We start from the raw sequence: 15,304 nt of genomic DNA, 5'->3' as shown, positions 1-15,304 counted from the left end.
CAATACATTAGCGGGTCGCTGACACCCGCCACACCTTGTTACCCACATCGTCCGCCACCAGCAATCCACCTTGCTGGTCGATCACCACGCCCACCGGGCGACCCAAAGCGTTCTCGTCCTTGTCGAGGAAACCTGTCAACACGTCTACTGGCGTTCCGCTCGGCTTGCCAGCGGTGAACGGTACGAAAATCACCTTGTAGCCACTGTGCGGCTTGCGGTTCCACGAGCCGTGCTGGCCAATGAATGCGCCTTCCTTGAACTGCGCCGGCAGGCGATTGCCTTCGGCGAAGGTCAGGCCCAGTGACGCGGTGTGCGGGCCGACGGCGTAGTCGGGGGCGATGGCCTTGGCCACCATGTCCGGGCGCTGTGGTTCCACGCGCACGTCGATGTGTTGGCCATAGTAGCTGAACGGCCAGCCGTAGAAGCCACCGTCCTTGACCGAAGTGATGTAGTCCGGCACCAGATCGCTGCCAATTTCGTCGCGCTCGTTGACGGCTGTCCACAGCGCGCCGGTTTGTGGCTCCCAGGCCAGGCCGTTGGGATTGCGGATGCCCGAGGCGAAGATCCGGTGATTGCCGGTGGCGCGGTCCACTTCCCAGATCGCCGCGCGACCTTCTTCCTGATCGAGGCCGTTTTCGCCGACGTTGCTGTTCGAACCGACGGTGACGTACAGCTTGCTGCCGTCCTTGCTGGCGATGACGTTCTTGGTCCAGTGATGGTTGAGTGTGCCGCCCGGCAAGTCCACGACCTTGATCGGCTGGCTCTTGATTTCGGTTGCGCCGGGTTCGTAGTTGAAGCGCAGCAGGCGATCCGTATCGGCGACGTACAGATCGTTACCGACCAGGGTCATGCCGAACGGCGAGTTGAGGTTCTGCAGGAACACCGTGCGGGTCTCGGCCACGCCATCATGATCGGCATCGCGCAGCAGGGTGATGCGGTTCGGGCTCGGTACGCCGGCACCCGCGCGGCCCATGACTTTTTTCATCACCCAGCCGCGAATGCCCTTGCTGTCGTCGGGTTTGGGCGGGGCGTTGGTTTCCGCCACCAGCACGTCGCCATTGGGCAGTACATACAGCCAACGCGGATGATCGAGATTTTCGGCGAAGGCTGCCACCTGAGTACCTGCCGCTGCCGTCGGTTTCGCGCCGGCCGGCCAGCCGATGGCCGGGGCGATGTTCACCGTCGGAATCAGGGTCTTGTTCGGTTCGGGCAGTTTCGGTGACGGGCCAGTGCCGTCGGAGACTTGCAGGCTGGAGGATTCACCACAGGCGGCGAGCCCTCCGGCGAGCACGATGACGAAAACGAGCTGGGGCTTGCGCATTGCTGATCTTCCCTATGAATGCATTCTTAGTCATAGAGAAGCGCACAAGCCCGATGGTTCAACCCTCAGCCGCGGGCTTCCTTGAACAGCACGGCAATGCCGGGGTGATAGTTGCCGGCTTCGCTGCGCAATTTGCGGTAGGCGTAGGGAAAGTACCAGGCGACGGCGCAGGTGTGTTCCTTTTGCAGGTCATCGACCATGTCCTGCAATTCTTCCGGGCTGGCGCTGTGCTGGGCTTTTTGTGGGGCGACGAACAGGCAGCCGAGTTTCAGGTCGCTGGCGTAGCTGATGCGCTTGGCGTCGCTGGTGATATCCACCAAAGCCTGCGTCAGATTCAGGTTGGTGACGCGCGGCCAGCGTTGGGTGGCCTGGATGAAGGCGCGATCTTCGGCGCCAGCAATAAACAGGTCGGCGCGAGCATTGCGCTCGCCTTCTTCGTTTTGCTTGCGGGTGGCGGTGTCGCGCAGGGTGACCAGTTCGGCCATCCATGCAGCGGCCGACAGCAGGCCGAGGTTGGCTTTTTCGTCGTGCCAATAAGGTGTGTCATTGTCGCCGCGCACGGCGTTGTAGCGGTCGATACAGTCAAACCAGCGTTCCAGCACCGGGCGCAGGAATTCCAGCCGCGGATTGCTGATGATCATGCCTTGCATGGTGCTCTCCCTTGTTATTGTGATGTGCTCTCTGCAGTCAAAAAGCATGGCCCTTTGATATCACTCATGACAGTGTGGCACAACATTGGCGTCAGTTAATTGATCGGCGGCAGTTATTCGCCGCACAAGTCCCTCTTCAATTGACGCTCCACCCCCAACCCTCTAACCTTCGCGGCTTGTTTCAGGTGCTCTGTGGCGCATGTCGACAGAGTGAAACAGGGAAGCCGGTGAGGCGGGTCTTCAAGCGATGAACCCTCACGATCCCGGCGCTGCCCCCGCAACGGTAAATGAGTAAAAGCTGCGTCTGATGCCACTGCGTAAAGCGGGAAGGCGCGCAGCCAGGCACCAGCCGCTCATGAGCCCGGAGACCGGCCTGATCCATCCAGCGGCATCACGGTGGGCGATGCCAGGCTTGTTGCCGTCTATTCTTGTGCCTGCCCGCCGTTATCCAGCCTCAACGGAGAGCTCTCCCCCATGACTGATTCCCCCGAACGCGACGAGCGCCACCTGGCGCGCATGCAGCGCAAAAAAGCCGTGATCGACGAACGCATCGCCAATTCGCCAGACGAATGCGGCCTGGTGCTGGTGCTGACCGGCAACGGCAAAGGCAAAAGCAGCTCGGCATTCGGCATGCTCGCCCGCGCCATGGGCCACGGCATGCAGTGCGGCGTGGTGCAGTTCATCAAGGGCCGCAACAGCACCGGTGAGGAACTGTTCTTCCGCCGCTTCCCCGAGCAAGTGCGTTTTCATGTGATGGGCGAGGGCTTCACCTGGGAAACCCAGGATCGCCAGCGCGACATTGCCGCCGCCGAGGCTGCATGGGAAGTCTCCCGCGAACTGCTGCGCGATCCGTCGATCGGTCTGGTGGTGCTCGATGAACTGAACATCGCGCTCAAGCACGGTTACCTCGATCTGGATCAGGTGCTCAGCGATCTGCAGGCGCGTCCGCCGATGCAGCATGTGATCGTCACCGGTCGCGCTGCCAAACCGGAAATGATCGAGATGGGCGACACCGTCACCGAAATGGGCATGATCAAGCACGCCTTCCAGGCCGGCATCAAAGCGCAGAAAGGCGTCGAACTTTGAATCAACCACGTCACTGCCCGGCGGTTCTGATCGCCGCCCCGGCTTCCGGCCAGGGCAAGACCACCGTCACCGCTGCGCTGGCCCGTCTGCATCGCAATCAGGGGCGCAAGGTTCGCGTATTCAAGTGCGGTCCGGACTTTCTCGACCCGATGATCCTCGAGCGCGCCAGCGGTGCGCCGGTCTATCAACTGGACATGTGGATGGTCGGCGAGCAAGAAAGTCGTCGCCTGTTGTGGGAAGCCGCCGCCGAAGCCGATCTGATCCTGATCGAAGGCGTGATGGGTTTGTTCGACGGCACGCCGTCGAGTGCCGATCTGGCCCGGCATTTCGGCGTGCCGGTACTCGGTGTGATCGACGGCACGGCCATGGCTCAGACCTTCGGCGCGCTGGCTCTGGGGCTGGCGCGCTATCAGCCGGATCTGCCGTTCGCTGGCGTGCTGGCCAACCGTGTCGGCACCGTGCGCCATGCACAATTGCTCGAAGGCAGCCTCACCGAAGGCCTGCGCTGGTACGGCGCGTTGTCCCGGGAAACCGGGATCGAACTGCCGAGCCGCCATCTCGGTCTGGTGCAGGCCAGCGAACTCAATGACCTGGACGTGCGCCTTGATGCCGCCGCCGAAGCGCTGGCCGGCACTTGCGAGGTAGCGCTGCCACCGGCCGTGGAATTCGCCGCGCCTGAAATCGGCAAGACCGAAAGGCTGCTCGAAGGCGTGCGAATCGCCGTCGCCCGCGACGAAGCCTTCGCCTTTACCTACGGCGCCAGTCTCGATCTGCTGCGGGCGATGGGCGCCGAGTTGAGTTTCTTCTCGCCGATCCGCGATACGCAATTGCCCGACGCCGACAGCCTGTACCTGCCCGGCGGATATCCGGAATTGCACCACGTTGCCTTGTCGCAGAACGCCGACATGCTCAAAGCGATCCGCGCGCATCATGCGGCCGGCAAACCGCTGCTCGCCGAATGTGGCGGCATGCTTTATCTGCTCGACTCGCTGACCGATGTCGAAGGCACCCGCGCTGATTTGGTCGGCCTGTTGAGTGGCGACGCCGTGATGCAAAAGCGCCTCGCCGCGCTGGCGCTGCAAGAGGTCGACTTGCCGGAAGGCCTGCTGCGCGGCCACACCTACCACCATTCCTTGACTACCACCGAACTGACGCCAATTGCCCGTGGCCACAGCCCCAATGGCGGGCGCGGCGCGGAAGCGGTTTACCGGGAAGGACGGATGACCGCCTCATACGTGCATTTCTATTTCCCGTCGAATCCGTCGGCGATTGCCGCGCTGTTGGTGCCATGAGCGACAACGCCTTCACTGACGCCGAGCGCGAAGCGGTCTACCGCGCCATCGCCGAACGTCGCGACATGCGCCACTTCAGCGGTGGCGCGGTCGAGCCTGAGCTGTTGCGCCGATTGCTTGAAGCCGCGCATCAGGCGCCGAGCGTCGGCCTGATGCAGCCATGGCGCTTCATCCGTATCAGCGATCGCACCTTGCGTGGCCAGATCCAGAACCTGGTTGAAGAAGAACGTGTGCGCACCGCCGAAGCCCTCGGCGAGCGCAGTGACGAATTCATGAAGCTCAAGGTCGAAGGCATCAACGACTGCGCGGAAGTGCTGGTTGCGGCGTTGATGGACGATCGCGAGCGACACATTTTCGGTCGCCGTACGCTGCCGGAAATGGACATGGCGTCGCTGTCCTGCGCGATCCAGAACCTGTGGTTGGCGGCGCGTGCCGAAGGCCTGGGCATGGGCTGGGTGTCGCTGTTCGAACCGCGGGCGCTGGCCGACCTGCTGAAACTGCCAGCCGGGGCCAAGCCGCTGGCGGTGCTTTGCCTGGGGCCGGTCAAGGAATTCTATCCGGCGCCGATGCTGGTACTCGAAGGGTGGGCGCAGGCGCGTCCGCTGAATGAGCTGCTGTATGAAAATTTTTGGGGAGTGAGTCAATGAGTGTGGCGTTGTTGAGTGTCGCCGCGGTTGCGCTGGATGCGCTGCTGGGTGAACCGAAACGCTGGCATCCGCTGGTGGCGTTCGGCAATTTCGCCGGGCGCATCGAGCAACGTTTCAATAGCGCTGGTCGCGGCTGGCGCAGCCATGGCGTCACCGCGTGGGTGATTGCGGTGCTGCCGCTGACCCTGCTGGCCACGGCGTTTTCCTGGGCGCCTTACGTGGGCTGGATCGTCGAGATTCTTGCGCTGTATTGCGCCCTCGGCATGCGCAGCCTGGGTGAGCACGTCGAGCCGGTGGCCAAGGCCCTGCGCGCCGATGATCTGGAAGAGGCACGCAAGCGTGTGGGGTATCTGGTCAGCCGTCAGACCGATGAGCTGGACAGCACCGCCGTCGCCCGCGCCGCCACCGAATCGGTACTGGAGAACGGCAGCGATGCCGTATTCGCCGCGCTGTTCTGGTTTGCCGTGGCTGGTGCGCCGGGCGTGGTGCTCTATCGCCTGAGCAATACGCTCGACGCGATGTGGGGCTATCGCAACGAACGCTTCGAGCGTTTCGGCTGGGCGGCGGCAAAAATCGACGACGTCCTCAACTACATTCCTGCGCGGCTGGTGGCGTTGACCTACGCGCTGCTGGGCAAAACCCGACTTGCGCTGAAATGCTGGCGCACCCAAGCGCCGAAATGGGACAGCCCGAACGCCGGCCCGGTGATGGCTGCCGGTGCGGGTGCGCTGGGCGTCGAGCTGGGTGGCCCGGCGATTTACCACGGCGAGCTGCACGAGCGCCCGCAACTGGGCGAGGGCGCGCCGGCGGATGCCGATTCCATTGATCGCGGCTGGCAATTGGTCCAGCGCGGGGTATGGTTATGGCTGCTGATTCTCTGCGTGGGGGCTGAATTCTATGCTTGAGCACGGTGGCCGGCTGCGCAGGGCGGCGCTCGAATACGGTATCGCGGAAGAAGACTGGCTCGACCTGTCCACCGGCCTCGCGCCATGGCCGTTTCCGGTCCCGGAGATTCCGTTGCGGGCGTGGGCGCGCTTGCCGGAAAACGATGACGGTCTGGAGCAGGCCGCGTGCGACTACTACGGCGCCGCGCAAGTGCTGCCGGTAGCCGGTTCGCAGATGGCCATCCAGTTGCTGCCGCGTTTGCGCCGGGCCGGCAAGGTCGGCGTGCTGTCGCCGTGTTATGCCGAGCATGCCGAAGCCTGGCGGCGCAGCGGCTATATCGTCCGTGAAGTGCTGGAGCAGGAAGTCGATTTCTTTCTCGACAGCCTCGACGTGCTGGTGGTGGTTAACCCGAACAATCCAACCGGCCTGAACCTGACCCCGGCGCGCCTGCTCGACTGGCACGCGCGGCTGGCCCAACGCGGCGGCTGGCTGGTGGTCGACGAAGCGTTCATGGACAACACACCGCAGCTGAGTCTCGCCCCGCATGCGCATCAAGTGGGATTGATCGTGCTGCGTTCGTTCGGCAAGTTTTTCGGTCTGGCCGGTGTGCGGCTGGGGTTCGTGCTGGCCGAGCGCAAGTTGCTCCGGTTGCTGGCCGAACAGGTCGGGCCATGGGCAGTCAGCGGGCCGACCCGCGTGTTGGGTCAAGCCTGTCTGCGCGATACCGAAGGCCACACGCGTCAGCGCATCCGTAGCGACGAGGCCAGCGAGCGGCTGGCTGCGTTGCTCGAGCGTCACGGCTTCAAACCGCAGGGCGGCTGCGCGCTGTTTCAGTGGCTGATCACCGAACAGGCCGCTGCGTTGCACGAATTCATGGCCCGACGCGGCATTCTTCTACGCCTCTTCGCGCACAACAGCAGCCTGCGTTTCGGGCTGCCCGCCGATGCCGCCGACGAAGCGCGCCTTGAGCAAGCCCTGCAAGCATTCGCCAAGCATTGCTCCAAGGAAAAAACCGCATGACCACATTGATGGTGCAGGGCACCACCTCCGATGCCGGCAAAAGCACGCTGGTGACGGCGCTGTGCCGCTGGGCAACCCGTCAGGGCGTTGCCGTGGTGCCGTTCAAGCCGCAGAACATGGCGCTCAACAGCGCGGTGACTGCCGACGGCGGCGAGATCGGCCGCGCGCAAGCGGTGCAGGCCCAGGCGGCGTTCCTCGAACCGCACACCGACATGAACCCGGTGCTGCTCAAGCCCAACAGCGACACCGGCGCCCAGGTCATCATTCATGGCCGCGCGGTCACCAGCATGAACGCTGTCGCCTATCACGATTACAAAGCCATCGCCATGCAGGCCGTACTCGCTTCCCATGAGCGCTTGAGCGCCGCGTATCCGCTGGTGATGGTCGAAGGCGCAGGCTCGCCGGCAGAGATCAATCTGCGTGCCGGCGACATCGCTAACATGGGCTTTGCCGAAGCGGTGGATTGCCCGGTGCTGCTGATCGCCGACATCAATCGCGGCGGCGTCTTCGCCCATCTGGTAGGCACGCTGGAACTGCTGTCACCGAGCGAACAGGCGCGGGTCAAAGGCTTCATCATCAACCGTTTTCGCGGCGACATCGCCTTGCTGCAACCGGGCCTCGACTGGCTGGAGCAACGCACCGGCAAACCGGTGGTGGGCGTGCTGCCGTACGTGATGGACCTGCATTTGGAAGCCGAGGACGGCATCGACCAGCGTCAGACTGACAAGGTCGAGCAAGTCCTGAAAGTGGTGGTGCCGGTACTGCCGCGCATCAGCAACCACACCGATTTCGATCCGTTGCGCCTGCATCCGCAGGTGGATCTGCAATTCATCGGGCCGGGGCAAGCGATTCCGCCGGCCGACTTGATCATCCTGCCGGGCTCGAAAAGCGTGCGCAGCGACCTGGCGTATCTGCGCGCCAATGGCTGGGAAACCGCCATCCGCCGTCACCTGCGCTATGGCGGCAAGTTGCTCGGGATCTGCGGCGGTCTGCAAATGCTCGGCGAGCAGGTGCACGATCCGCTGGGCCTTGAAGGCGCGCCGGGTTCCAGCGCCGGTCTGGGTTTGTTGGCGTTTGAAACGCAGCTCGAAGCCGAAAAGCAATTGCGCAATGTGCGCGGGCGTCTGGCGCTGGAAGATGCCGAGGTCAGCGGCTATGAAATTCATGCCGGCGTGACGACGGGAGCGGCGCTGGAAAATGCGGCTGTGCGTCTGGACGACGGCCGTTGCGACGGCGCGCAAAGTCTCGACGGGCAGATTTTCGGCACTTACCTGCATGGCTTGTTCGAATCGCCGGCAGCCAGTGCCGCGCTGTTGCGCTGGGCCGGTCTGAACGATGTGCAGGAGGTGGATTACCACGGCCTGCGCGAACGCGATATCGAGCGGCTGGCGGATCTGGTGGAGAAGCATCTGGATACCGATCTGTTGTGTGAACTCTGTGGTATCCAGGCCGGATGTGATGGCCTCTTCGCGGGCAAGCCCGCTCCCACAGGGCGCTGAGGTGTACTCAAACGCCATGTCCGGCCGACAGCCATTGTGGGAGCGGGCTTGCCCGCGAAGAGGTCAGTTGTCTCAACGAATATCTTTCAGGATGCCTCCATGCTCCAGTTGATCCTCGGCGGCGCCCGCTCCGGCAAAAGTCGCCTGGCCGAAAAACTCGCCACTGACAGCGCGCTGGCCGTAACTTACATCGCCACCAGCCAACCACTGGATGGTGAGATGAATGAGCGCGTCGCCCATCATCGCGCTCGTCGTCCTGCCGAATGGGCGTTGATCGAAGAGCCGCTGGAACTGGCCCGTGTGCTGCGCGAAAACGCCGGCCCCGAGCGCTGCCTGCTGGTGGATTGCCTGACTCTGTGGCTGACCAATCTACTGATGCTCGAAGACACCGAACGCCTCGCCGCCGAACGCGAAGCCTTGCTCGAATGCCTGGCGTCGCTGCCGGGTGAAATCATTTTTGTCAGCAACGAGACCGGAATGGGTGTCGTGCCGCTGGGCGAATTGACTCGCCGCTATGTCGATGAAGCCGGTTGGCTGCATCAAGCTCTGGCCGAGCGTTGTCAGCGAGTCGTCCTGACGGTCGCCGGCCTGCCCCTGACTCTGAAAGGACCTGCGTTATGACTCAAGCCTGGTGGCTGAACCCGTGCAAACCAGTGGATACGGACGCCGTTGAAAACGCCGCGGCGCGTCAACAGCAATTGACCAAACCCGCCGGCTCCCTCGGGCAGCTCGAATCGGTGGCGGTGCAACTGGCCGGATTGCAGGGCCGGATCAAGCCGAATCTCGATCAGGTCTGGATCGCGATTTTTGCTGGTGACCATGGCGTTGTCGCCGAAGGCGTTTCTGCGTTTCCGCAGGAGGTCACCGGGCAGATGCTGCTGAATTTCGTCAGCGGCGGCGCGGCGATCAGCGTGCTGGCGCGGCAACTCGGCGCGCAGCTGGAAGTGGTGGATCTGGGCACCGTGACCCCGTCCTTGAACCTGCCGGGCGTGCGCCACCTGAACATCGGCCCGGGCACGGCGAATTTCGCCAAGGGCCCTGCGATGACTCAGGCCCAAGGCGAACTCGCCTTGCAGGGCGGTCGCGACAGTGCGCTGCGCGCGAAAGCGGCGGGCGCGCAATTGTTCATCGGCGGCGAAATGGGCATCGGCAACACCACCGCTGCCAGTGCGCTGGCCTGTGCGCTGCTGGATTGCCCGGTGGCGCATCTGACCGGCCCCGGCACCGGGCTGAATGCCGAAGGCGTCAGCCACAAGGCGCAGGTAATCGAGCGGGCGCTGGCACTGCATGCGGCACAGCGCGGTGATGCGTTGCAGACCCTGTTCAATCTCGGCGGCTTCGAGATTGCAGCGTTGGTTGGCGCGTATCTGGCGTGTGCTCAGGAAGGTGTGGCGGTGCTGGTGGACGGTTTCATCTGCACGGTCGCCGCGTTGGTGGCGGTACGCCTGAATCCGGCCTGCCGTGAATGGCTGCTGTTTGGTCATCGCGGTGCTGAGCCGGGCCATCGCCATGTGCTGGAAACCCTTGGCGCGGAGCCGTTGCTCGAACTGGGCCTGCGTCTGGGCGAGGGCAGTGGTGCGGCGCTGGCTGTCCCGTTGTTGCGTCTGGCCTGCGACCTGCACGGGCAGATGGCGACCTTCGCCGAAGCGGCGGTGGCGGATCGCCCGGCATGACTTTGCGTCTGGACCTCCTGCGCCACGGTGAAACCGAACTCGGCGGCGGCCTGCGCGGCAGTCTTGACGATGCGCTGACCGAAAAAGGCTGGGCGCAAATGCGCGAAGCGGTGATCGGGAAAGGGCCGTGGGATCGGCTGGTCAGCTCGCCCTTGCAGCGTTGCGCGCGATTCGCTGAGGAGTTGAGCGCGCAGCGGGATCTGCCGGTATCTCTGGACAAACATCTGCAGGAGCTGCATTTCGGTGCCTGGGAAGGGCAGAGTGCGGCGGCGTTGATGGAAACCGATGCCGAAGCGCTGGGTTTGTTCTGGGCTGATCCGTATGGGTTTACCCCGCCGCAGGGTGAGCCGGTCAGCGATTTCTCTGCGCGGGTGTTGGCGGCGGTGATACGACTGCACGCGGCACACGCCGGCGAGCGGGTGTTGCTGGTCAGTCATGGCGGCGTCATGCGTCTGCTGCTGGCGCAGGCCCGTAGTTTGCCCCGTGAACAACTGCTCAATGTCGAAGTCGCTCATGGCGCGCTTTTTTCGCTGATCGTCGAAGCCGACGGCTCCCTCAAGGAAGTGGGCTGACATGCTGCCTCTGTGGATCGCCCTGCAATTTCTCAGCAGCCTGCCGATTCGTCTGCCGGGCATGCCGGCGCCTGAACAGCTCGGTCGGTCGCTGCTGTTTTATCCGCTGGTGGGCTTGCTGTTCGGTGTGATTCTCTGGGCGCTGAACATTGCGCTGGCTGGCGCGCCATTGCTGTTGCATGCCGCGCTGTTGCTGACGGTGTGGGTGCTGCTCAGTGGCGCGTTGCACCTCGATGGGCTGGCGGATAGCGCCGATGCGTGGCTCGGTGGCTTCGGTGATCGCGAGCGCACGCTGACGATCATGAAGGATCCGCGCAGCGGGCCGATCGCGGTGGTGACGCTGGTGCTGGTGTTGCTGCTCAAGTTCGCCGCGTTGCTGGCCTTGATCGAACAACAGCAGGGCATGGCGTTGATCATCGTGCCGCTGATCGGGCGTGCGGCGCTGCTCGCGTTGTTCCTCACCACAACCTATGTCCGGGCCGGTGGATTGGGGCAGGCGCTGGCCGATCATCTGCCACGCAAAACGGGTTGGCAGGTGCTGGCAGTGAGTGCAGCGGCGTGTGTGGTCATCGCTGGGTTCAACGCGGTCGTTGCGTTGCTGCTGGTGGCCGTCGTGTTCATCTGGCTACGGCATCTGATGGTGCGGCGACTGGGCGGAACCACCGGTGATACGGCCGGTGCGTTGCTGGAATTGCTGGAGATGTCAGTGCTGGTCGGGCTGGCCTTGTTTTGATAAGTAACGTTGATCTGTAACTTGATTTAACACAGTCGCGGGTATATACACGCATCATGCTTCCTTCTCAGTGTTTGTGCACCAACCTGCGTCGCGCCGCCCGTGGCGTCAGCAGGCATTACGACGGCGCTCTCGACGGCTTCGGGATCAACGTTGCCCAGTATTCTTTGCTGTGCAATCTGCAGCGGTTGGATCAGCCGAGCATTTCCGAACTGGCCGAGGCCATGGGCCTGGATCGCAGCACCCTCGGGCGCAACCTGCGGGTGCTGGAAGGCGAGGGGCTGGTGGCGCTGGCCGAGGGTGAAGACATGCGCAACCGCATCGTCCGGCTCACCGAAACCGGTGCGCAACGCCTGGCAGCGGCCCTGCCGGCCTGGGAAGCGGCGCAACAGCGGTTGATCGACCGACTGGGTGCCGAGAAGCGTGAAACCTTGCTGCGGCTGTTGGATGAACTGGCCTGAGGGCCGGTTTTTCCGAATCTAAGCGGGTATATACCCGTGACTGGAGAATAACAATGAGTTCGATGTGGCGTACGTGCGGTTGGGTGTTGCTGGGGAGTGCGCTGATTCTGGCGTTGTCATTGGGTGTGCGGCACGGTTTCGGGCTGTTTCTGTCGCCGATGAGTGCCCAGTTTGGCTGGGGCCGTGAGGTGTTCGCCTTCGCCATCGCCTTGCAGAACCTGATCTGGGGTCTGGCACAACCGTTTACCGGCGCATTGGCCGACCGCTTCGGCGCGGCAAAAGTGGTGCTGATCGGCGGTGTGCTGTACGCCTTGGGCCTGGTGTTCATGGGCCTGTCGGAAACGGCGCTGGGTCTGTCCCTGAGCGCCGGTTTGCTGATCGGCATCGGGCTGTCCGGCACCTCGTTCTCGGTGATCCTCGGGGTGGTCGGCCGTGCTGTGCCGCCGGAGAAACGCAGCATGGGCATGGGCATCGCCAGCGCCGCCGGGTCTTTCGGCCAGTTCGCCATGCTGCCGGGCACCCTCGGGTTGATTGGCTGGCTCGGCTGGTCGGCGGCGTTGTTGGTACTAGGCCTGCTGGTGGCGCTGATCGTGCCGCTGGTGAGCATGCTCAAGGACAAGCCGCTGCCGGTGCTCGGCCATGAACAAACCCTGTCCGAAGCCCTGCGTGAGGCGTGCTCGCACTCCGGGTTCTGGCTGCTGGCGTTCGGCTTTTTCGTCTGCGGATTTCAGGTGGTGTTCATCGGCGTGCACCTGCCGGCGTATCTGGTCGATCAGCATCTGCCGGCCAGCGTCGGCACCACGGTGCTGGCGTTGATCGGCCTGTTCAACATCTTCGGTACTTACACCGCCGGTTGGCTCGGTGGGAGGATGTCCAAACCGCGCCTGTTGACCGGGTTGTACCTGTTGCGCGCCGTGGTGATCGTGCTGTTCCTGTGGCTGCCGGTGACGACGACCTCGGCCTATCTGTTCGGCATGGCCATGGGTTTCCTGTGGCTGTCGACGGTGCCGTTGACCAACGGTACGGTGGCGACCTTGTTTGGTGTGCGAAACCTGTCCATGCTCGGCGGTATCGTGTTCCTGTTCCATCAGTTGGGTTCGTTTCTTGGCGGCTGGCTGGGCGGGGTGGTGTACGACCGGACCGGGAGTTATGACTTGATCTGGCAAGTGGCGATTCTCTTGAGTCTGCTGGCGGCCGCGCTGAACTGGCCAGTGCGCGAGCGTCCGGTCGAGCGCCTGCAACCGCGTGCGAGCGCTGCATGAACCGTTACTGGCCGCAGATCGTCATCACCGCACTCGGCGCCGCGTTGCTGGCGCTGGTGTGGTGGGGCTGGCATCAGGGCGGGCTGGCGCTGATGCAGTTGGGCATGGGTGCTTGCTAGATCGGCGGGAGGGCGAGTAACGTCGAGGTCTGACGATTGCTCAAGGATGCCCGACATGCTCAAGCGCTGGTGTGCTGTTCCCGCGTTGCTGATGGCGTTGACCGGACTGGCCCAGGCCGCGGACTGTCCGGATCTGTTGCAAGGTTCGTTGCCCAAGTTGCGGGCCAAGGAATCCATCGACCTGTGTCAGCGCTACGCCGACAAACCGCTGGTGGTGATCAACACGGCTAGCTTCTGTGGTTTCGCGCCGCAGTTCGAGGGGCTCGAAGCGCTCAATCAGCGCTACAAGGCCCAGGGCCTGGAAATGCTCGGCGTGCCCTCCAATGACTTCAAGCAGGAATCCAAGGACAGCGCCGAGACCGCCAAGGTCTGTTACGCCAACTACGGCGTGACGTTCACCATGACCGAGCCACAGAAGGTGCGGGGCGACGATGCCACCCACCTGTTCCAGGTGCTGGCCAGACAGAGCAGCGCGCCGAAGTGGAATTTCTACAAATACGTCATCGACCGTCAGGGCAAGGTCATTGCCAACTTCTCCAGCCTGACCAAGCCGGATGATCCGGAATTTCTGGCAGCCATTGAAAAAGCCATTGCCTCCCAGCCGCTGAAACCCTGATCGACGCCCACTAAAAAGCCCCGCCTCTGTGAAGAGAGCGGGGCTTTTTAGTGGACGAGGCCTCAAACGCTAAAGAGATCAGCCTCGCCGTACAGCATCAGAAGCGGTAGGTTGCGCCGACACCGAAGCCGTTTGCCGAGTTTTCGTACTGCGAGTTGTAGCTCTGGCCACGATCGTTTTCGTTGCGGATGTTGACCTTCTCTTCCTTCAGGTACGAGTAGGCAACGTCGATGGTCAGGTCTTCGGTCGGGCTCCAGCCGGCACCGATGCTGAAGATGGTCCGGTCGCCGGTCGGGATGCGTGGCGAACGGTCGACGTTGTTGGTCGGCGCCTGGTCGAACGTCAGACCGGTACGCAGTACCCATTCCTTGTTCAGCTGGTAGGACGTACCGATGGCGTAAGCCCAGGTGTCATGCCAGTTCTGCTCTTCGGTGATCTCGCCGAACTGGCCAGCCAGCAGAGGCTGTACACCGGAGTTCTTGACGGTGATCTTTTCCAGCTGGCTCCAGCGGGTCCAGGTGGTACCGGCGTAGACGTTCCAGCGATCGTTGATCGCCTGAGTGACCGAGAGGTCCACGGATTCAGGCGTGGTGATCTTCAGCGAAGCGTCGTACTTCTGGTTCGCACCCAGGCCGATCGCGCCGAGTACGCCGTAGTTGACCTTGGTGTTGCCTTCGAGCTTGTAGTCGACTTTCGAGTGGTAGGTCAGACCCAGGCGAGTGGTGTCGGTAGCCTGTACCAGCACGCCGATGTTGTAGCCCAGTGCGGTGTCGTCACCCTTGATCTTGACCTTGCCGTCCGGCGCAGCCTGAGTGATCGACAGGTTGGATTCCAGCGAGCCGTCGATGCGGTTGATGGTCGGACCGAAACCGATCGACACCACGTCGTTGAATTTGTAGCTGACAGTCGGCTGGAAGGTAATGACCTTGACTTCGGACTTGCTGCCGAAGTAACGGCCGGCGAAGCCGTTTTCATAGTCGGTGATCAGGCCGAAGGGGACGTACACACCCAGGCCGAATGCCCAATGCTCGTCGATCGGCTTGACGTAGTAGCCCATAGGTACGGAGGTGAAGGGCACCATGTCGCCTTTGTTGCTGCCGCCGTTCGGGCTGGAGCTGGCGTCGCTGATATCGGTTTTTGCGTCGAGGAATGCAACACCGCCAGTGACTTGTTCGCGCGTGATGCGCGACATGCCGGCAGGGTTGCCATAAACAGTGCTTGCGTCGTCGGCAGAAGAAGATCGCCCGGCGTACCCAGTCCCCATCCCGCTGATGCTGTGTTCGTTGATGGCAAAGCCAGCTGCGAAGATCTGGGTGGATGCCACGGTTACGGCAAGGCTAAGGGTGGTTTTGAGCATGACTTTTTTCATTATTAGAACTCCTGGTGATCACCGGGGCGAAAATTACCAACATTTTCGTCCTAGCGCTATAGGCCGTATGCCTTGAGTTAGAGCGGTTTTGTAGGACAA

17 protein-coding genes and 1 riboswitch are annotated in these 15,304 nt (G+C 62.9%); of the genes, 14 read left to right on the top strand and 3 right to left on the bottom strand.

Translation table 11 applies throughout. The features are described from left to right. Positions 1 to 7 precede the first annotated feature (7 nt). Both CAF63_RS00210 and CAF63_RS00205 read right to left on the bottom strand, forming a co-directional pair. Complete coding sequence (locus CAF63_RS00210) at positions 8 to 1,321, bottom strand: sorbosone dehydrogenase family protein (protein WP_085682933.1); 1,314 nt, start codon at positions 1,319 to 1,321, stop codon at positions 8 to 10. Between the two features lie 65 nt (positions 1,322 to 1,386). After that, on the bottom strand, positions 1,387 to 1,971 hold the full coding sequence (locus CAF63_RS00205) for a hypothetical protein (RefSeq protein ID WP_085682932.1): 585 nt from the start codon (positions 1,969 to 1,971) through the stop codon (positions 1,387 to 1,389). Between the two features lie 166 nt (positions 1,972 to 2,137). After that, positions 2,138 to 2,363, top strand: a riboswitch (cobalamin riboswitch). A gap of 82 nt (positions 2,364 to 2,445) precedes the next feature. Between CAF63_RS00205 and cobO the strand changes: the two genes are divergently transcribed. The 14 genes from cobO to CAF63_RS00140 all read left to right on the top strand — a co-directional run bounded on the left by cobO (position 2,446) and on the right by CAF63_RS00140 (position 13,836). After that, positions 2,446 to 3,057, top strand: coding sequence for a cob(I)yrinic acid a,c-diamide adenosyltransferase (cobO, locus tag CAF63_RS00200; protein WP_007950401.1), 612 nt, complete (start codon positions 2,446 to 2,448; stop codon positions 3,055 to 3,057). Beyond that, entirely contained in the window at positions 3,054 to 4,349 is a 1,296-nt protein-coding gene (locus CAF63_RS00195) for a cobyrinate a,c-diamide synthase (protein WP_085682931.1), read from the top strand. Before cobO ends, CAF63_RS00195 begins: the two co-directional genes overlap by 4 nt. After that, positions 4,346 to 4,996, top strand: a complete 651-nt coding sequence (gene bluB / locus CAF63_RS00190) for a 5,6-dimethylbenzimidazole synthase (protein WP_085682930.1) — start codon at positions 4,346 to 4,348, stop codon at positions 4,994 to 4,996. The genes CAF63_RS00195 and bluB overlap by 4 nt, the downstream gene beginning before the upstream one ends. Then, a complete protein-coding gene (gene cbiB, locus CAF63_RS00185; protein WP_085682929.1) occupies positions 4,993 to 5,901 on the top strand; it encodes an adenosylcobinamide-phosphate synthase CbiB in 909 nt (302 codons plus the stop codon). The genes bluB and cbiB overlap by 4 nt, the downstream gene beginning before the upstream one ends. Beyond that, positions 5,894 to 6,901, top strand: coding sequence for a threonine-phosphate decarboxylase CobD (gene cobD / locus CAF63_RS00180; RefSeq protein ID WP_085682928.1), 1,008 nt, complete (start codon positions 5,894 to 5,896; stop codon positions 6,899 to 6,901). Before cbiB ends, cobD begins: the two co-directional genes overlap by 8 nt. Then, entirely contained in the window at positions 6,898 to 8,400 is a 1,503-nt protein-coding gene (locus CAF63_RS00175) for a cobyric acid synthase (protein WP_085682927.1), read from the top strand. The genes cobD and CAF63_RS00175 overlap by 4 nt, the downstream gene beginning before the upstream one ends. 99 nt (positions 8,401 to 8,499) lie before the next feature. Next, the gene (gene cobU / locus CAF63_RS00170; RefSeq protein ID WP_085682926.1) at positions 8,500 to 9,021 is read left to right on the top strand and encodes a bifunctional adenosylcobinamide kinase/adenosylcobinamide-phosphate guanylyltransferase; all 522 of its coding nucleotides are present in this window, start codon (positions 8,500 to 8,502) and stop codon (positions 9,019 to 9,021) included. Continuing rightward, positions 9,018 to 10,073 carry a nicotinate-nucleotide--dimethylbenzimidazole phosphoribosyltransferase gene (gene cobT, locus CAF63_RS00165; RefSeq protein WP_085682925.1) on the top strand — a complete coding sequence of 352 codons (1,056 nt, stop codon included), beginning with the start codon at positions 9,018 to 9,020 and terminating at the stop codon, positions 10,071 to 10,073. Before cobU ends, cobT begins: the two co-directional genes overlap by 4 nt. After that, positions 10,070 to 10,645, top strand: a complete 576-nt coding sequence (cobC, locus tag CAF63_RS00160; RefSeq protein WP_085682924.1) for an alpha-ribazole phosphatase family protein — start codon at positions 10,070 to 10,072, stop codon at positions 10,643 to 10,645. Before cobT ends, cobC begins: the two co-directional genes overlap by 4 nt. Before the next feature lies 1 nt (position 10,646). Then, the gene (locus tag CAF63_RS00155; protein WP_085682923.1) at positions 10,647 to 11,378 is read left to right on the top strand and encodes an adenosylcobinamide-GDP ribazoletransferase; all 732 of its coding nucleotides are present in this window, start codon (positions 10,647 to 10,649) and stop codon (positions 11,376 to 11,378) included. Between the two features lie 56 nt (positions 11,379 to 11,434). After that, the gene (locus CAF63_RS00150; protein ID WP_007950413.1) at positions 11,435 to 11,839 is read left to right on the top strand and encodes a MarR family winged helix-turn-helix transcriptional regulator; all 405 of its coding nucleotides are present in this window, start codon (positions 11,435 to 11,437) and stop codon (positions 11,837 to 11,839) included. A 53-nt stretch (positions 11,840 to 11,892) separates the two neighbouring features. After that, complete coding sequence (locus tag CAF63_RS00145) at positions 11,893 to 13,101, top strand: MFS transporter (protein ID WP_039769832.1); 1,209 nt, start codon at positions 11,893 to 11,895, stop codon at positions 13,099 to 13,101. Beyond that, positions 13,098 to 13,220: a hypothetical protein gene (locus tag CAF63_RS28915; protein ID WP_256574471.1), complete on the top strand. Its 123-nt coding sequence runs from the start codon at positions 13,098 to 13,100 to the stop codon at positions 13,218 to 13,220. The genes CAF63_RS00145 and CAF63_RS28915 overlap by 4 nt, the downstream gene beginning before the upstream one ends. Before the next feature lie 55 nt (positions 13,221 to 13,275). Next, entirely contained in the window at positions 13,276 to 13,836 is a 561-nt protein-coding gene (locus CAF63_RS00140; protein ID WP_085682922.1) for a glutathione peroxidase, read from the top strand. 97 nt (positions 13,837 to 13,933) lie between these two features. On the opposite strand, the gene CAF63_RS00135 is transcribed toward CAF63_RS00140, so the two are convergent. After that, positions 13,934 to 15,205, bottom strand: a complete 1,272-nt coding sequence (locus CAF63_RS00135; protein WP_085682921.1) for an OmpP1/FadL family transporter — start codon at positions 15,203 to 15,205, stop codon at positions 13,934 to 13,936. Between the last annotated feature and the right edge of the window lie 99 nt (positions 15,206 to 15,304).

This window comes from Pseudomonas sp. B20(2017), from assembly GCF_002113125.1.
GTDB lineage: Bacteria > Pseudomonadota > Gammaproteobacteria > Pseudomonadales > Pseudomonadaceae > Aquipseudomonas.
The sequence above is the reverse complement of the archived record's forward strand: the minus strand, read 5'-3'. Positions and strand labels throughout refer to the sequence as shown.